This is a genomic window from Sulfuricurvum sp. (assembly GCF_028712165.1).
Taxonomy (GTDB): Bacteria; Campylobacterota; Campylobacteria; order Campylobacterales; family Sulfurimonadaceae; genus Sulfuricurvum.
Genome location: NZ_JAQTQR010000014.1, coordinates 1 through 14,596, shown reverse-complemented (window position 1 = coordinate 14,596; position 14,596 = coordinate 1). Strand labels below are relative to the sequence as shown.

The following is a 14,596-nucleotide window of genomic DNA, read 5'->3' as shown; positions in this document are numbered from 1 at the left end:
CTCTGCCCTTACTTCACTGCGTTCATAGCAGTGTTAATGCGTGCAATGTCTTTTTTCGCCGTGCGAAGTTCGCTCGTGTTAGTCAATTGCATCATTTTTTGCTTAATTTTCAAAGTGAAAAGCTCAATTTTTTTCTCTTTGAGCATCCCTTGAAGTTCAGCAGCTGTTTTGTCGTTCAAATCAGTATATTTCATTGCTCATCTCCGCAGTTACAATTTTGGTTTTGAACGGAAGTTTTTGCATCGCAAGCGCTAATGCTTCACGTGCAAGAGTCTCTTCAACACCACCCATTTCAAAAATGATACGGCCTGGTTTGATGTTCATTACCCATTGGTCAACAGAACCTTTACCTTTACCCATACGCACTTCAAGTGGTTTGGCAGTCAATGGTTTAGCCGGGAACACGCGGATCCAGATTTTACCTTGACGTTTGATATGACGGTTTGCTGCAATACGAGCCGCTTCGATTTGACGAGAGTTAATACGTCCCGCTTCCGTTGCTTTGAATCCGATAGAACCGAAATCAAGTTTGTTAGCATTTGTAGCGTAACCACGGTTACGCCCTTTCATCATTTTACGATATTTCGTACGTTTAGGCATCAACATGATTAGTTAGCCTTTCGTCGTGGACGACGTTGTTGATCTTCGCCACGCTCTTCTTTAGATTCTTTTGCTTCTGGTTGGATACCTTTAGTGAGAACCTCACCTTTGAAAATCCAAACTTTGATACCGATTACACCGTAAGTGGTGTGCGCTTCAGCAAAACCGTAATCGATTTTTGCACGAAGTGTATGCAACGGTACGCGACCTTCAAGATACCACTCAGTACGAGCGATCTCAGCACCGCCAAGACGGCCGGCAACTGAAACTTTAATACCTTTAGCGCCTGCACGTTGTGCATTTTGCATAACTTTTTTCATCGCGCGGCGGAACGCTACACGTTTTTCAAGTTGAGTTGCAACGTTTTCTGCAACGAGTTGTGCAGAAGCCTGTGCTTTTTTCTCTTCTTTAATGTTAACTGCTACCGGTTTACCGATAAGGGTTTGAAGAGATTCTTTGATTTTTTCAATGTCAGAACCTTTCTTACCGATAATGATACCAGGACGAGCTGCAATGATTGTAACGCGAAGACGTTTCGCAGTACGTTCGATTACGATGTTGCTCACACCTGCATAGTAGAGTTCTTTTTTCAAATAGGTACGGATTTTGTGATCTTCGCCCAATGAAACCGCAGCTGTTTTAAAGTTAGGAAACCAGCGAGATTCCCAGTTGCGGTTGATACCGAGACGAAGTCCGATAGGATTAACTTTATGACCCATAATTATTTACCCTCTACTTCTACCAAAATGTGTGCTGTCGGCTTGCGGATTCCAGAAGCGGTACCACGTGCACGTTGAGTGAAACGTTTAAGTACCGGACCGTTATCAACGCGGCATGATTTGATAATACAATCTTCCGCATCGATACCGCTGTTAGCTACTGCTGACGCAACCACTTTAGCGATGATTTTAGCCGCTTTGTTTGGAGTAAATTCCAACGCAGCCATAGCTTGCTCTGCATTCATTCCTTGAACTTCGCGAGCGATCAAACGAGATTTAGTCGGAGATACGCGAACGAATTTTAATAGTGCTCTTGCCATATCTCTTCCTTATTTCCCGATTTTCTTTTGTACAGAACCTTTATGGCCCTTAAACGTACGTGTTGGTGCAAATTCACCAAGTTTGTAACCGATGTGGTTTTCCGTTACGAAAACCGGTACAAACTGACGGCCATTATGGACGGTAAACGTCAAACCGATCATATCTGGCAAGATCACACTACGGCGTGACCAAGTTTTGATAGGTTTGTTGCTTTTCGTCTCTTTGGCAGCAATCACTTTTTTCATAAGGTGTCCATCAACAAATGGTCCTTTTTTTACTGATCTAGCCATTATCTACCTCTTCGGATTGGATTTACGGCGAGTAATAATCAATTTATCACTTGCTTTCTTCTTACGTGTTTTAGCACCTTTAGTCGGTTTACCCCATGGAGTAACCGGGTGACGTCCTGAGTTTGTTTTACCTTCACCACCACCATGCGGGTGATCGATAGGGTTCATCGCAGAACCACGAGTCTGAGGACGGATACCCATATGACGTGTACGACCAGCTTTACCAAGAACGATGTTGATGTACTCTTCGTTACCTACGGTACCGACAGTCGCCATACATTCACCCAAAACATAACGCATTTCACTTGATGGAAGACGAAGAGAAACATATTTCCCCTCACGACCCATGATTTGTGCAGATGTTCCGGCTGAACGGACAATTTGTCCACCTTTGCCCGGTTTAAGCTCGATATTGTGAACCGTTGTCCCGACTGGGATGCTCATCAATTTCATTGCGTTTCCGACTTTAATGTCCAAACCGCTCTCTGCTGCAGAGATAACATCACCAACTACCAAACCTTTAGGTTGGAGGATGTAACGTTTGTCACCATCAACATAGTTGATAAGAGCGATACGACAGTTACGGTACGGATCGTATTCGATTGCTGCAACAGTTCCGTTTACACCGAATTTATTGCGTTTGAAATCGATAATACGGTAAAGCTTTTTAGCTCCCGCTTCTTTATGACGTGATGTGATACGACCGTTGTTGTTACGTCCAGCAGCAGCCGGAAGTTTGATCAACAATGAACGAACAGACGCTTTTGCCGTGATGTCCGAGTTATCAACGTTAGTATAGAAACGTCGGCTCGGGGTTGTTGGTTTATACGTTTTAATCGCCATATTACACCGCCAAACTATCGATTTGTGCGCCTTCTGGCAATTTCACATAAAACTTTTTAAAGTCGTTTTGTTTGCCAGCAAGACCACGGAAACGTTTAACTTTTCCGCTTTGGTTTAATGAGTTTACACGAGCCGGAACGATTCCGAAATACTCTCTAAACACCTCTTTAAGAGCGTTCTTTGTCATACGTGGAGACGTTTGAACAACGATTACACCCTCTTCTTGAAGACCAAGAGTCTTCTCTGTATACAGGATTGATTTGATATCAGTAATATCTGCCATCTTAGCTCTCTTTAGTCAGATTTTCCCATACCGCTTTTTCGATAACCACCGAACGGTATGTCGCAGCCAAAAAGGCGTTGAGTTCATTCTCTTCTACAACGTATGTAGAAGCAATGTTACGGAATGCAAGATAGGTATTCTCATCGAGAATCTTTTTCACCAACAACGCATCACGAACATTCAATGCATTGAACAACGCCAATGCGTCTTTTGTTTTACCAGTTGGAACTTCAATCGAATCAACGATGAAGAGTTTTCCAGCTGTAGCCAAAGCATCCAACGCACATTTAAGCGCTAGTTTCTTTTGCTTTTTATTGATTTTTTGATCGTAGTTACGACCTGTGTTTGGACCATGTGCAATCGCACCGCCAACAAAGATCGGTGAACGACGTGAACCAGCACGTGCGCCACCTTTACCTTTTTGAGCCCATGGTTTTTTCCCACCACCGCTAATAGTTGAACGACCTTTTACAGACGCTGTATTAGAACGGATACTTGCTTGATACGATTTAACGTACAAGTAGAGGTTATGGGTATTAATGCCGCTGAAGCTCTCAGGCAATGCCAATTCAGAGGCTTTTTCGAATTTTTCGTTCAGTACAATCGCGCTCATTATTTAACAACCTTTACTCGACCTAGTGCACCGTTAGCGCCTGGGATTGAACCCACAACAACCAACACACCGTTTTCTGCGTCGTATGACATTACTTCATTTTTAACAGTAACTTGCTCGTTACCGTATTGACCTGACATTTTACGCCCTTTTTGGACTTTACCAGGCCATTCGCGGTTACCGATAGATCCACCAGTACGGTGAAAACGGTGACCATGCGCACCAGGACCGCCGGCAAAATTCCAACGTTTCATAACGCCGGTAAAACCACGACCTTTTGTTTTGAAAGATGATTTAACCGTTTTAGCGTCTGCCAAAGGAGCCATATCCAAATCACCCGCTTCGGTGTTTGCGACTTCTAAAGTAGCGAATTTGTTGAATTCAGCAGAAAGATTATATTTCTTTTGTTGACCTTCAACCGGTTTGTTCATCGATTTGCCTTGGCTATACGCTACAAGCGCAACGCCGTCGTTCACTTCACAAACTTTGATCTCTTTTACTTTTAAAAGAGTAACCACTTTGCTCGGAACGCTGATAGTTCGGCTCATGCCGATTTTTTCTACAATGTATTCCACACCCTACTCCTTACTTGTCCATAGAGCGAACTTCTACGTCCACTTCCGGAGCCAAGTCAAGCTTCATCAACGAATCAACTGTATCTGGCGTAGCCGACACAATGTCGATCAAACGTGCGTGCATACGAATCTCAAATTGCTCACGAGAGTCTTTATTGACGTGCGGAGATTTAAGAACCGTATATTTACGAATCTTGGTTGGCAAAGGGATCGGTCCGCGGATTTCCGCACCCGTTCGCTTTACAGCTTCAACGATAGAGGCAACTGAACGATCAAGTACACGATGATCGTATGCTCTAAGTTTCAAACGAATTTTTTCCATAATGTTTTCCTTAGATAAAAGAACTCGTCAGTCAATGCTGACTATATAAGGCGGCGAAATTATACTGACATATCTGCTCTGGGTCAAGGATTTTAGGGGTAAAAAACGTGTATTGATCTAAATTTGCTTCCTTTTAATAAGGATGCACTATTTTTTAGGGTATCATTTTAGGTATGAATACCTTACTTGATGAGTATTATCGATACGATTTACATAACAGCGGATTTATTGAACGCAAACATTCAATCGGTGAAGAAAGCACACTTATCTATGGGATAGCACAATCTGGAAAAACGTCCCTGATTAAAAGTTATCTCCTTACGCATAAAAAATCTACCTACCTTTATTTTGATTGCCGTGACAGTCGTCTCGATATCAACGAGCTCAATTCCTCGTTAAAAACTTTTTGCCGTGACAATAAGATTTCGATCCTAGCTCTGGACAATTATGTTGAATCGATCGAGCTCTTTGAGATTGATCAAGTTATCCTATCTAGTGAAGAGACACTTGAACTGCCTTTTCATACTATCCATCTTGAGTTACTCGATTATGAGGAGTTTTTAGCATTCGAAAGTAAATTTGACAGTACAGCTCTCAACCACTTTTTCCAATTGGGCGGATTTCCGGCAATGCACAAAATTGCCAGTGAAGATCGGGTACTCTATCTGCAAAGTATTTTGAACCGTGCGCTGGAGCCGATTGAATTTTCCATTCTCTCTCAAGCTTCAAAAATGGTGACGCAAAAAGTCTCTGCATTCAACCTCTACGAACGTCTCAAAGGGGAACGAAAAATCTCTAAAGACAAACTGTACCTGCATTTACAATCTCTTTTTGATCGCGGCTATCTCAAATCACTGGGCAAGTTCAACCATCCCAGCGCCGTTAAAAAACTCTATTTATGCGATATTGCCATTAAACACGCCCTTGTCCTCCAAAAACATTTCGGGCGGATTTTTGAGAATCTTGTTTTTTCTGAACTTGATAAGCGTCATGTTGAGTGTTATTATGATGAGGGGATCGATTTCTACCTCCCGCAAAGAGCCCAAATTATTATTGCATCACCTTTTGCCAATGAACATGCACTTTTTAAAAAAGTAGAAGCATTAGAAGGGTTTATCGTCTCCAACCGAGTTAGAGAAGTTATCGTAGTGACAATGAATCTGGAGAGCACCCTCTCTCACCCCATCTCACGTATAGAAATGATACCGTTTGAGCGGTGGGCGCTGGGAGATGATAGTTAGAAACGATAATTCAATCCGACAAACGGCCCTTTAAAGGTTGTATCGGCATTTATATTAAAATGGTCGCTGATTTTTAGAGATTCATATCGATACCCTGCCTGAGCACCAAATCCTTGTGCAATTTTCCAACAGGCCTTAATCCGAGCATCGGTCAGTGAGTCACCGCTGTATTCAATGTATTTCACACTCCCTTCCAGTGAGAGCGGTGAGAGCGGAGGGGTAATAGCTATCCCCAAATAACCCATCGGGATCACCTCTTTGAAAGATTGATTATCCGTCCCTTCGATTTTCCCTTCAAGAACTTTAAATGTCATACCGATATCCAAATCGATTATATTATCCATAATCTCATAATAAGGTGTAATGTCAACTTGATCCAATGAAACTTTACTGACTGCAGCTCCGTCCAAACCGCTATAGGAGATTTCAGGGGTCAAATCAACCCGTAAATTCGGTATCAAAGGGGCAGGATGTTCAAAGTAAATTCCTACTTGATACCCCGATTCCTGATCACTTCCAAAATGGGTCTGCGTCGTTTTGTAATTAAAATCTCCACTGGCGGTAGGAGTATAGTAATCAACCTCTGCACCAAAACCCAAGATAGTAGCGGCAGATGCCGTTACTGAAGCTAAACATAAAGCTACAATTATTGATCTCATTTTTGTAAAATCCTTTTTTTGAGGAATGATACCTTATTTAATGTGAACGCTTGCGATACAATATCAATAACTTTAATGATGGACGGATTATGTATTTTTGTGGCATAGATGAGGCAGGACGAGGACCATTGGCAGGACCGCTTACCATCGCGGGAGTTATTTTACATCAACCGATATCAGGGCTTAATGACTCTAAAAAGCTCACCGAGAAACAACGCGAATCGCTCTTTGAACTCATTCGGGAGAATTCTACCTATCATATTGCACGGTTTGATGCGGCACAAATCGATGAACTGGGGATATCCGCATGCCTAGCAGCCGGGCTTCGTGAAATCATGTCGGCAATCGGAGAAGCTGATTATTTATATGATGGCAATTCGACGTTTGGCGTCAGCGGTCTCACAACACTCGTAAAAGCCGATGCAACTGTACCTGAAGTCAGTGCCGCATCGATTTTGGCGAAAGTGACGCGTGATCGTGAGATGGTGGAGCTAAGCACCCTCTACCCACAATACGGATTTGAAGGACACAAAGGATACGGCACCGCTACCCATGTTGAAGCAATCCGACAACATGGGTATTGTGAAATTCATCGTAAAACATTTAAATTAAAGGCGTTACAGCCGTCGTTGTTTTAGTACCCCATTGCTATAATTGGATAAAAAAAGAGAACAGTATGGTTTCCCTCACTCATATCGAAGCAGCACTCGCCGCCGTTGACGCCGAAGTAAAAGCGTTGTTGTACAATCAATCGCTGTCCCTCAATGAAAAAGATGAGAAGATGTTGCCGCTATTACGAGAAAGCAAAGTACTCAAACAAGCACATGAAGATTTGTGTTATTTACGGGACAATCCGCCTAGCAGCCCAAGCGGGTGCAAAGCGGGAAGTTATAGAGAAGATTGATTTTTAAGCGGCAGCGAGAATTTTCTCAACCGCTTCATCAAAAAAGTTTTGATTCATTCCGTATTCTTCGATCAATTCACGTGCATGTTTGAGGGTTGTATCCGTGATTGTTCCATCCAGATTGATAGCTTCTTTTGCCACTTTGAGAAATTTTGCCATCTCCTGTGTTTCAGAGTCAGATGCATCTTCAGGCTCGTTGGCAAAACGGATCAAATGGACCAAATCGGGATCGAAATTCCATCGAAAAAAGAGAGTTGCCGTCACATCTTCCGATTTGCTTCCGCATGCAGCGATTTCAGATTTTTTGATTGATGAACCTTCTTTTAAACTATCACTCAATAATGCTGTCTGGTTTGACTCAATCAAATAGCGGCTGATAACAACTTTGCCTAATTCCAATAAAAATGACGCTAATGAAAGATGCCCTAATAACGAACGATCAACTTTGGATATCCATCGGCTTACCAAAGCATTTTGCATTTGTGAACGTGCCAGATAGGTCTCTTTCGTCATACCATACGGTGAAAGATCAATATCCATACACGAATTGGCTGCCGACGCGATTGTAAAAGTACGTACGGCTTCTTTACCCAAAAGGGAAATCGCATGGGCAACATCCGTTACGGTTCGGCTGAGACCATATATCGGTGAATTGGCTGTTTTCAAAATATATGCAGTAATAATCGGATCGTTTTTGATTGCATTTGCCATATCATCTACACCACCGTCAGGATCATTAAAAACCGCTTCTACTTTTTTGACAGTCTCAGGTAACATTGGGACATGCTCGATTTGTTCCATTAATTCAGCTCGCATTGCTCTCTCCAAAAAAAATTAGTGTATCTGAAAAGATTATAGGACAAGGTATGTTAAATTTATTCTTTAAGTTTGTAGTTTTAAATATGCTGTGATAGTTTTGTGATGAAAAGGGGTAAAAAGGACTCCCCACCAGATACCTGCGGCACAAAACATGAACGGGTGTGCTGCTGTATTCCTACCCTGACACGATGTCCGCCCATACCCTTGCACAGGTCTAGAGGAGAGAGGCGGAATTATACCAAACTGTTGGACTAAATGCAAGATGGCATCTTTTTTGCTTTTTATATTTTTGTAGTTTCACTAAACATTTAGACTGTTTCAGTCGATATAGTCTGTACGTAATATAAAGTAAAAGGATTTACTATGTCAGTCAGTTCACTGGGAGCAGGAGCAGGAGTACTCACACAGACTGTTATTGATCAGCTTAAAGCGGCTGACACAAAAGCTATTATTACTCCAATTGATAACAAAATAACTTTACAGAAACAAAAAGACAGTGCGTTAAGTCTTTTGAGTAGTCTTTTAACAACCTTTAAATCCAATGTAAGCAGTTTAGGAGATACCTCTCTCTATCAACAACGCAGTGTAAGCGGAAATACCTCTTCCGTCAGTGTCACGGCAAATTCAGGGGTGGCTGTACAATCGTTCTCAATTTCAGATACGTTAATGGCGCAAAATAATGTCCAAGAGTCTGGCAGTTTTGCTGCAACCACAAACAGTGTTGCAACCGGATCAGGAACTTTATCTCTCTCCGTCGGAGGAGTAGCTTACAGCATAGATTATACTGCTTCGACTACATTAGATGATTTAAAAGATTCTATCAATAGTATTGCCGGGGGCAGTGTCAAAGCATCCACGCTGCAGGTAGGGGCTAATGATTATCGTCTTGTTCTAAATTCCGTCAAAACAGGTGCGGATCAAACCATTACTCTTACGGACTCCGCAAGCGGAACTCTCGATACAAAATTACTCGCTTATGATGCAACAACCAATCCGACAGGGATGCAAGAGATACAAGCGGCACGTGATGCAACCTTTAAATATAACGGTATCAGTATGACGCGAAGTAGTAATACTATTACAGATATTGTCCCGGGTATGACACTCAACTTACTCGAAAACAGTGGAAGTGCCAATATATCAATCGAGCAAGACACTCAGGCCATCAGTGATGCAATGAGTTCATTTGTCTCCAGTTACAATACATTAACCTCTCAATTAACCAGCATGACAACTACGGATGTAGAAGGCGGAACTATCGGTATTTTTAACGGTGACAACTCTATCAATAGTATCACACGTGAAATTAATCGCTTAGTCACATCTGTCAGCAGCAGCGGTTACTCACTTCCGCAATTTGGTATTGATCTAAGTGAAACAGGGACAATGAGTTTTAATTCCACTACTTTTTTGGCTAAATTCAAAGAAGATCCATCTGCCTCGGAAGCCTTTTTTGCCGGAACGACCACTACAGACAGTTATAACAACACGATCACAACCGATGGGCTTTTCACATCCATGAATACTCTAATGGCTCGTTATACAGATACAAATGGTATTATAAATACCCTGACAACGGGATCTGCAACTGAATTAAAAGCGCTCAATGCGAATAGGACTAAATCACAAGCATTGTTAGACGCGCGCTACGAAGCAATGGCGGCTAGGTTTACTCAATATGATACAATAATGAACAAATTAACCAATAGTTTTTCTTCACTCTTAACACAAATTAATGCCTATTCGAATGGTAAAAACTAAACCTCAAAAAATTGGTATTGATTTTGCTTAATTCTATCAACTCGAGTTGATAGGACATGCAATGCTCAATGGAAAGAATATCCTCATTACCGGCGGGACCGGAAGCTTCGGCAAACAGTATGTTAAAACAATTTTAAAACACTACAAACCCAACAAAATCATTATCTACTCTCGTGACGAACTCAAACAATATGAGATGGCACAACGCTTCAATGACCCATGTATGCGCTATTTTATCGGAGATGTTCGCGACTTATCAAGGCTACAAAGTGCTATGAATGGAGTCGATTATGTCGTCCATGCCGCTGCACTCAAACATGTTCCTATCGCTGAGTATAACCCTATGGAATGCATCAAAACCAATATCAATGGCGCACAAAATGTTATTGAAGCATCATTGCATTGCGGTGTTAGCAGAGTAATAGCTCTCTCAACCGATAAAGCCGCAAGCCCTATCAACCTCTACGGGGCAACCAAACTCGCCAGTGATAAACTCTTCGTTGCAGCCAACAATATCCGAGGGGGAAAAGACATCCGTTTTGCCGTTGTCCGTTATGGCAATGTTTTAGGCTCACGTGGTTCCGTCGTCCCGTTCTTTCAAAAATTGATTGCGGAGGGTGCAACTGAACTCCCGATCACCGATGAACGAATGACCCGGTTTTGGATCACCCTCCAAGAAGGGGTTGATTTTGTCCTCAAAAATTTTCAGCGGATGCATGGGGGCGAAATTTTTATTCCTAAAATCCCATCGATGAAAGTAGTGGATGTTGCCCAGGCAATTGCTCCACATCTCCCTCATAAAAATGTGGGGATTCGTCCGGGAGAAAAAATGCATGAAGTAATGTGTCCACGGGATGATTCACATCTAACTCTCGAGTTTCACGATCATTATGTCATCAAACCTTCTATTCAATTTACTGAAAATGCCGACTTTTCCAAAAATAATTGCGGAGAAATCGGAACGCCTGTGGAATACGGTTTCAAATACAGTTCCGAAACAAATACCCAATGGCTTAGCCCAGAAGAGTTAATAGAAAAAATTGCACTCACACAGGATGAGGAAAAATAAAAATGATTCCTTACTCTACCCAGCTCATCGAAGAGGATGATATTTCCGCCGTTGTAGAAATATTAAAAAGTTCCCATCTTACTCAGGGTGCCAAAGTCGAAGAATTTGAAGAAGCAATTGCCCATTATGTCGGAGCACGATTCTGTGTCACTTTTAACTCGGCAACATCGGCTTTATTAGGAGCATATGCTGTCGCAGAGCTCAAAGAAAACGATGAAATCATCACAACACCGATCAGTTTTGTTGCAACCACGAATATGGCAGTCGCACTGGGGGCAAAACCGATCTTTTGTGATGTGAAAATGGATGGAAATATCGATGAAACTCTGATCGAACGACTCATAACACCACAGACACGCGCTATCATCCCCGTCGATTTTGCCGGCAAACCGGTTGCTATAGAGATGATTAAAACCCTCGCAAACAAACACAATCTTCTCGTTATCGAAGATGCTTCCCATGCGCTGGGGAGCGATATCAACCACCAAAAAATAGGCTCATTTGCCGACATGACTGTTTTTAGTTTTCACGCGATCAAACCCATCACTACCGGTGAGGGTGGCGCAGTCGTTACCAATAACGAAGAATTCGCCAAGCGGCTTCGCCTCTTTCGCTCTCACGGTATTGTCAAAAAACAGTTGTGGAACTCCGATATGGTGAGTCTTGGTCATAATTTCCGTCTAACTGAGTTTGCCGCGGCGCTGGGGCTTTCACAACTGCATAAACTCGATCGTTTTATAAACATACGGGAGCATATTGCCCGCTATTACGATGAAAGGTTCGAGAATCATTCTCTTTTCTCGACGATTACAATCCCAGACAATCAACAAAGTGCCCGTCATCTCTATCCGCTATTACTTAATCCCGAACTTCACTGCGTCAAAGAGGATATTTTTGCCGAGCTGCAATCTCGCGGATTGGGTGTGCAAGTTCACTATAAACCGATTTATCAAAACAGTTTTTATAAAGAACGTTTTGGAGAGATGAAATTGCCTAGTACCGAGCTCTTTTATAAAAGTGAGCTATCTATCCCATGCCATCAAAAAATGACGATGGAAGATGCAAAACAAGTCGCTGATATTGTGCTTGAAGTAATTGAGAAATATACCTATCGCAGATGCAGTTTTTAAAGGGATTTTTATGAATATTGCTATCATTCCGGCTCGCGGCGGCAGCAAACGGATCCCGCGTAAAAACATCAAATCCTTTTGCGGCAAGCCGATCATCGCCTACAGTATCCAAGCAGCACAGGATTCAGGACTCTTTGATCGTATTATTGTCACGACTGATGATGAAGAAATTGCGGATGTCGCCCGCAGTTACGGCGCGGAGATCCCTTTTATTCGCCCTAAAGAGCTCAGCGACGATCATACGGCAACGATCCCTGTCATTGCCCATGCGATTCGAGCCCTGCAAGAACAAGGTGATAGCATTGATGCCGCATGCTGTATCTATGCAACGGCACCGTTTGTCCGAAGTGAAGATATTCAAAATGCATATAAAGCACTTATCACGCATCATAAAGAGTATGCCTTTCCCGTAACCACATTTCCGTTTCCGATTTTTCGGGGAGTCAAACGTGATGAGGATGGCAATATTGAAATGTTTTGGCCGGAGCATTTTGCTACAAGAAGCCAGGATTTACCTGAAGCTTATCATGATGTAGGGCAATTTTACTGGGGTAAACCCGAAGCATGGCTAAACGGGACACCAATTTTTTCAAAAGCGGCAACTACGGTAGTATTGCCACGCCATCTGGTCCAAGACATCGATACCCCGGAAGACTGGCTCCAAGCCGAATTGATGTTTAAAGCTGTTTTTCCCTCATGAATCTCCTGATCCGTGCCGACTCTTCCAGTCAAATCGGGTTAGGCCATATTATGCGTGATCTCGTTTTAGCGAAACAATATCCTGATGCAACCATCTCCTTCGCCTGTCGGGACTTAAACGGAAATATCATCGATACCATCCCCTATCCCGTCCATGTTCTCGCTTCCGATACACCTGAAGAACTCATTGAGTGCATAATCTCTCACGAGATCGATGTTGTCGTATTCGATCATTACGGTATCGATGCCGCGTATGAAAAACGTGTCAAAGAGGAAACCAGCGTAACGATTCTAAGTATGGATGATACCTATCAGCACCATCACTGCGATATCCTCTATAATCCAAACATCTATGCGAAAAGTGAGCGCTATGCCGATCTTGTACCAGCATATTGTGAGATTCACTGTGCCAAACCACTCATACGGGAAGAATTTAGACTCGCTAAACAACTCCCGAAGCCTTCGACCGATGCTGTATTTATTTCGATGGGGGGAAGTGACCCAAAGAATCTCTCGATACAAATTCTACAAGCACTTCCATCAGATGAACATGTCAATCTTGTCACCACGACCTCAAATCCCCATCTCAAAGAACTTCAGAACTATGCCAAAGAACATCCAAATATTCATTTGCACATCAATGTTTCGAATATTGCAGAACTAATGCATGAGTGCTCTTTTGCCATCATCACACCGAGTTCAATCGCACATGAGGTGATGTTTATGGAACTCCCATTTATTGCCATCCAAAGTGCCGACAATCAAAGTGAGTTTGTAACCTACATGAAGGGCGAAGGACTTTCGGTAATGGAGCATTTTAAATCGGCTCTATTTAATGCTCTATTGGAAAAATTACGATGATTCGACTCATCCCGTTTACCGAATTGAACGATACAGAAAAAGAGATGATCCTCGCATGGCGGAATCATCGTGAAATCCGAATGTGGATGTTCAATTCAAATGAAATCTCTCTAAATGAACATCTCCATTTTATAGAATCCCTCAAAAATCGGTCTGATAAACGCTACTTTTTAGTCCGACAGGGTAATGATTATCTCGGTGTGGTCGATTTAACCGATATTACAACCACCTCAGCAGAGATAGGGATCTACGCAAATCCTGATAAACGAGGTATCGGAGCGTTGTTAATGGATTCTTTGATCCAATATGCGTTTAACACGTTGAAACTGACCAAACTAATTGCCAATGTATTCAGCGATAATGAAAAAGCTAAACGTTTGTATCAAAAATTCGATTTTAAAGAAACTGATCGAACTACGCACGAAGAGAGAGATATGATTTGCATGGAGCGCAACAATGATAATCGGTAGCCATAATCTTGATGAAAAAGTTTTTATCATCGCCGAACTTTCGGCCAACCATAACGGCTCGTTGGAAACTGCACTAAAAACGATCACTGCGATGAAAGAATCCGGTGCAGATGCCATCAAACTCCAAACCTATACACCCGATACTATCACCCTCGATTGTGACAATGATATGTTTACTATTTCACAAGGGACCTTGTGGGATAAACGAAAGTTTCATGACCTCTATGCAGAAGCAATGACACCATGGGAGTGGCATAAACAGCTTTTCGATCATGCAAAAAATCTGGGGATGGAAGCGTTCTCTTCACCTTTCGATCCGAGTGCCGTAGACTTTCTCTCCAGTCTCAATGTTCCGGCCTATAAAATCGCCAGTTTTGAGATCACCGATATCCCTCTCATCGAATATACCGCCGCTAA

At 42.4% G+C, this 14,596-nt stretch carries 22 protein-coding genes and 1 other RNA gene; 10 read left to right on the top strand and 13 right to left on the bottom strand.

Going from position 1 to position 14,596, the window contains the following annotated elements; translation table 11 throughout:
- Positions 1-8: 8 nt before the first annotated feature.
- From rpmC to rpsJ, 10 genes are read right to left on the bottom strand one after another with little or no spacing between them, the layout of a single operon-like run.
- Entirely contained in the window at positions 9-194 is a 186-nt protein-coding gene (rpmC, locus tag PHP90_RS03830; protein ID WP_015652601.1) for a 50S ribosomal protein L29, read from the bottom strand.
- Positions 181-606, bottom strand: a complete 426-nt coding sequence (rplP, locus tag PHP90_RS03825; RefSeq protein ID WP_015652600.1) for a 50S ribosomal protein L16 — start codon at positions 604-606, stop codon at positions 181-183. Before rplP ends, rpmC begins: the two co-directional genes overlap by 14 nt.
- A gap of 2 nt (positions 607-608) precedes the next feature.
- Entirely contained in the window at positions 609-1,319 is a 711-nt protein-coding gene (rpsC, locus tag PHP90_RS03820; RefSeq protein ID WP_015652599.1) for a 30S ribosomal protein S3, read from the bottom strand.
- A 2-nt stretch (positions 1,320-1,321) separates the two neighbouring features.
- Positions 1,322-1,639 carry a 50S ribosomal protein L22 gene (rplV, locus tag PHP90_RS03815; protein ID WP_299925490.1) on the bottom strand — a complete coding sequence of 106 codons (318 nt, stop codon included), beginning with the start codon at positions 1,637-1,639 and terminating at the stop codon, positions 1,322-1,324.
- Between the two features lie 9 nt (positions 1,640-1,648).
- The gene (gene rpsS / locus PHP90_RS03810) at positions 1,649-1,930 is read right to left on the bottom strand and encodes a 30S ribosomal protein S19 (RefSeq protein WP_295062901.1); all 282 of its coding nucleotides are present in this window, start codon (positions 1,928-1,930) and stop codon (positions 1,649-1,651) included.
- 3 nt (positions 1,931-1,933) lie between these two features.
- Positions 1,934-2,773, bottom strand: a complete 840-nt coding sequence (gene rplB, locus PHP90_RS03805) for a 50S ribosomal protein L2 (protein WP_299925486.1) — start codon at positions 2,771-2,773, stop codon at positions 1,934-1,936.
- 1 nt (position 2,774) lies between these two features.
- Positions 2,775-3,056: a 50S ribosomal protein L23 gene (locus tag PHP90_RS03800; RefSeq protein WP_015652595.1), complete on the bottom strand. Its 282-nt coding sequence runs from the start codon at positions 3,054-3,056 to the stop codon at positions 2,775-2,777.
- Position 3,057: 1 nt separating this feature from the next.
- Positions 3,058-3,669, bottom strand: coding sequence for a 50S ribosomal protein L4 (gene rplD, locus PHP90_RS03795; protein ID WP_299925483.1), 612 nt, complete (start codon positions 3,667-3,669; stop codon positions 3,058-3,060).
- A complete protein-coding gene (gene rplC, locus PHP90_RS03790) occupies positions 3,669-4,244 on the bottom strand; it encodes a 50S ribosomal protein L3 (RefSeq protein ID WP_299925480.1) in 576 nt (191 codons plus the stop codon). Before rplC ends, rplD begins: the two co-directional genes overlap by 1 nt.
- A gap of 10 nt (positions 4,245-4,254) precedes the next feature.
- Complete coding sequence (gene rpsJ, locus PHP90_RS03785; RefSeq protein ID WP_013459053.1) at positions 4,255-4,566, bottom strand: 30S ribosomal protein S10; 312 nt, start codon at positions 4,564-4,566, stop codon at positions 4,255-4,257.
- A 173-nt stretch (positions 4,567-4,739) separates the two neighbouring features.
- On the opposite strand from rpsJ, the gene PHP90_RS03780 reads away from it, so the two are divergent.
- The gene (locus PHP90_RS03780) at positions 4,740-5,807 is read left to right on the top strand and encodes an ATP-binding protein (protein WP_299925477.1); all 1,068 of its coding nucleotides are present in this window, start codon (positions 4,740-4,742) and stop codon (positions 5,805-5,807) included.
- Here PHP90_RS03780 and PHP90_RS03775 read toward each other — a convergent pair.
- Positions 5,804-6,466 (bottom strand): TIGR04219 family outer membrane beta-barrel protein, encoded by a 663-nt coding sequence (locus PHP90_RS03775; protein WP_299925474.1) that lies wholly within the window; start codon positions 6,464-6,466, stop codon positions 5,804-5,806. The genes PHP90_RS03780 and PHP90_RS03775 overlap by 4 nt on opposite strands.
- An 89-nt stretch (positions 6,467-6,555) precedes the next feature.
- On the opposite strand from PHP90_RS03775, the gene PHP90_RS03770 reads away from it, so the two are divergent.
- Together PHP90_RS03770 and PHP90_RS03765 are read left to right on the top strand one after the other, a co-directional pair.
- On the top strand, positions 6,556-7,104 hold the full coding sequence (locus PHP90_RS03770; RefSeq protein ID WP_299925471.1) for a ribonuclease HII: 549 nt from the start codon (positions 6,556-6,558) through the stop codon (positions 7,102-7,104).
- A gap of 38 nt (positions 7,105-7,142) precedes the next feature.
- Positions 7,143-7,370, top strand: coding sequence for a hypothetical protein (locus tag PHP90_RS03765; protein ID WP_299925468.1), 228 nt, complete (start codon positions 7,143-7,145; stop codon positions 7,368-7,370).
- Positions 7,371-7,373: 3 nt separating this feature from the next.
- Here PHP90_RS03765 and PHP90_RS03760 read toward each other — a convergent pair whose 3' ends face one another.
- The gene (locus PHP90_RS03760) at positions 7,374-8,186 is read right to left on the bottom strand and encodes an HDOD domain-containing protein (protein WP_299925465.1); all 813 of its coding nucleotides are present in this window, start codon (positions 8,184-8,186) and stop codon (positions 7,374-7,376) included.
- A gap of 126 nt (positions 8,187-8,312) precedes the next feature.
- Positions 8,313-8,410: signal recognition particle sRNA small type (ffs, locus tag PHP90_RS03755), an RNA gene on the bottom strand.
- A 142-nt stretch (positions 8,411-8,552) separates the two neighbouring features.
- On the opposite strand from ffs, the gene fliD reads away from it, so the two are divergent.
- The 7 genes from fliD to PHP90_RS03720 all read left to right on the top strand — a co-directional run.
- Positions 8,553-9,950, top strand: coding sequence for a flagellar filament capping protein FliD (fliD, locus tag PHP90_RS03750; protein ID WP_299925462.1), 1,398 nt, complete (start codon positions 8,553-8,555; stop codon positions 9,948-9,950).
- A gap of 61 nt (positions 9,951-10,011) precedes the next feature.
- Positions 10,012-11,019, top strand: a complete 1,008-nt coding sequence (gene pseB, locus PHP90_RS03745; protein WP_299925459.1) for a UDP-N-acetylglucosamine 4,6-dehydratase (inverting) — start codon at positions 10,012-10,014, stop codon at positions 11,017-11,019.
- 2 nt (positions 11,020-11,021) lie between these two features.
- Positions 11,022-12,149 (top strand): UDP-4-amino-4,6-dideoxy-N-acetyl-beta-L-altrosamine transaminase, encoded by a 1,128-nt coding sequence (gene pseC / locus PHP90_RS03740; protein WP_299925455.1) that lies wholly within the window; start codon positions 11,022-11,024, stop codon positions 12,147-12,149.
- 10 nt (positions 12,150-12,159) lie between these two features.
- Positions 12,160-12,849: a pseudaminic acid cytidylyltransferase gene (gene pseF / locus PHP90_RS03735; protein WP_299925452.1), complete on the top strand. Its 690-nt coding sequence runs from the start codon at positions 12,160-12,162 to the stop codon at positions 12,847-12,849.
- Positions 12,846-13,709 (top strand): UDP-2,4-diacetamido-2,4,6-trideoxy-beta-L-altropyranose hydrolase, encoded by an 864-nt coding sequence (gene pseG / locus PHP90_RS03730; RefSeq protein WP_299925449.1) that lies wholly within the window; start codon positions 12,846-12,848, stop codon positions 13,707-13,709. Before pseF ends, pseG begins: the two co-directional genes overlap by 4 nt.
- On the top strand, positions 13,706-14,179 hold the full coding sequence (gene pseH / locus PHP90_RS03725) for a UDP-4-amino-4,6-dideoxy-N-acetyl-beta-L-altrosamine N-acetyltransferase (RefSeq protein ID WP_299925446.1): 474 nt from the start codon (positions 13,706-13,708) through the stop codon (positions 14,177-14,179). Before pseG ends, pseH begins: the two co-directional genes overlap by 4 nt.
- On the top strand, positions 14,166-14,596 hold a 431-nt coding region (locus tag PHP90_RS03720; protein ID WP_299925443.1), incomplete at its 3' end, for an N-acetylneuraminate synthase family protein. The genes pseH and PHP90_RS03720, both read left to right, overlap by 14 nt.

Coding starts and splice junctions, on each gene's coding strand:
- PHP90_RS03765 (WP_299925468.1), top strand. CDS start 7,143: ATGGTTTCCCTCACTCATATCGAAGCAGCACTCGCCGCCGTTGACGCC.
- rplD (WP_299925483.1), bottom strand. CDS start 3,669: ATGAGCGCGATTGTACTGAACGAAAAATTCGAAAAAGCCTCTGAATTG.
- rplV (WP_299925490.1), bottom strand. CDS start 1,639: ATGGCAAGAGCACTATTAAAATTCGTTCGCGTATCTCCGACTAAATCT.
- PHP90_RS03800 (WP_015652595.1), bottom strand. CDS start 3,056: ATGGCAGATATTACTGATATCAAATCAATCCTGTATACAGAGAAGACT.
- rplB (WP_299925486.1), bottom strand. CDS start 2,773: ATGGCGATTAAAACGTATAAACCAACAACCCCGAGCCGACGTTTCTAT.
- pseG (WP_299925449.1), top strand. CDS start 12,846: ATGAATCTCCTGATCCGTGCCGACTCTTCCAGTCAAATCGGGTTAGGC.
- PHP90_RS03780 (WP_299925477.1), top strand. CDS start 4,740: ATGAATACCTTACTTGATGAGTATTATCGATACGATTTACATAACAGC.
- rpsC (WP_015652599.1), bottom strand. CDS start 1,319: ATGGGTCATAAAGTTAATCCTATCGGACTTCGTCTCGGTATCAACCGC.
- PHP90_RS03760 (WP_299925465.1), bottom strand. CDS start 8,186: ATGCGAGCTGAATTAATGGAACAAATCGAGCATGTCCCAATGTTACCT.
- PHP90_RS03775 (WP_299925474.1), bottom strand. CDS start 6,466: ATGAGATCAATAATTGTAGCTTTATGTTTAGCTTCAGTAACGGCATCT.
- fliD (WP_299925462.1), top strand. CDS start 8,553: ATGTCAGTCAGTTCACTGGGAGCAGGAGCAGGAGTACTCACACAGACT.
- pseF (WP_299925452.1), top strand. CDS start 12,160: ATGAATATTGCTATCATTCCGGCTCGCGGCGGCAGCAAACGGATCCCG.
- pseB (WP_299925459.1), top strand. CDS start 10,012: ATGCTCAATGGAAAGAATATCCTCATTACCGGCGGGACCGGAAGCTTC.
- rpsJ (WP_013459053.1), bottom strand. CDS start 4,566: ATGGAAAAAATTCGTTTGAAACTTAGAGCATACGATCATCGTGTACTT.
- pseH (WP_299925446.1), top strand. CDS start 13,706: ATGATTCGACTCATCCCGTTTACCGAATTGAACGATACAGAAAAAGAG.
- rpmC (WP_015652601.1), bottom strand. CDS start 194: ATGAAATATACTGATTTGAACGACAAAACAGCTGCTGAACTTCAAGGG.
- rpsS (WP_295062901.1), bottom strand. CDS start 1,930: ATGGCTAGATCAGTAAAAAAAGGACCATTTGTTGATGGACACCTTATG.
- pseC (WP_299925455.1), top strand. CDS start 11,022: ATGATTCCTTACTCTACCCAGCTCATCGAAGAGGATGATATTTCCGCC.
- rplP (WP_015652600.1), bottom strand. CDS start 606: ATGTTGATGCCTAAACGTACGAAATATCGTAAAATGATGAAAGGGCGT.
- PHP90_RS03770 (WP_299925471.1), top strand. CDS start 6,556: ATGTATTTTTGTGGCATAGATGAGGCAGGACGAGGACCATTGGCAGGA.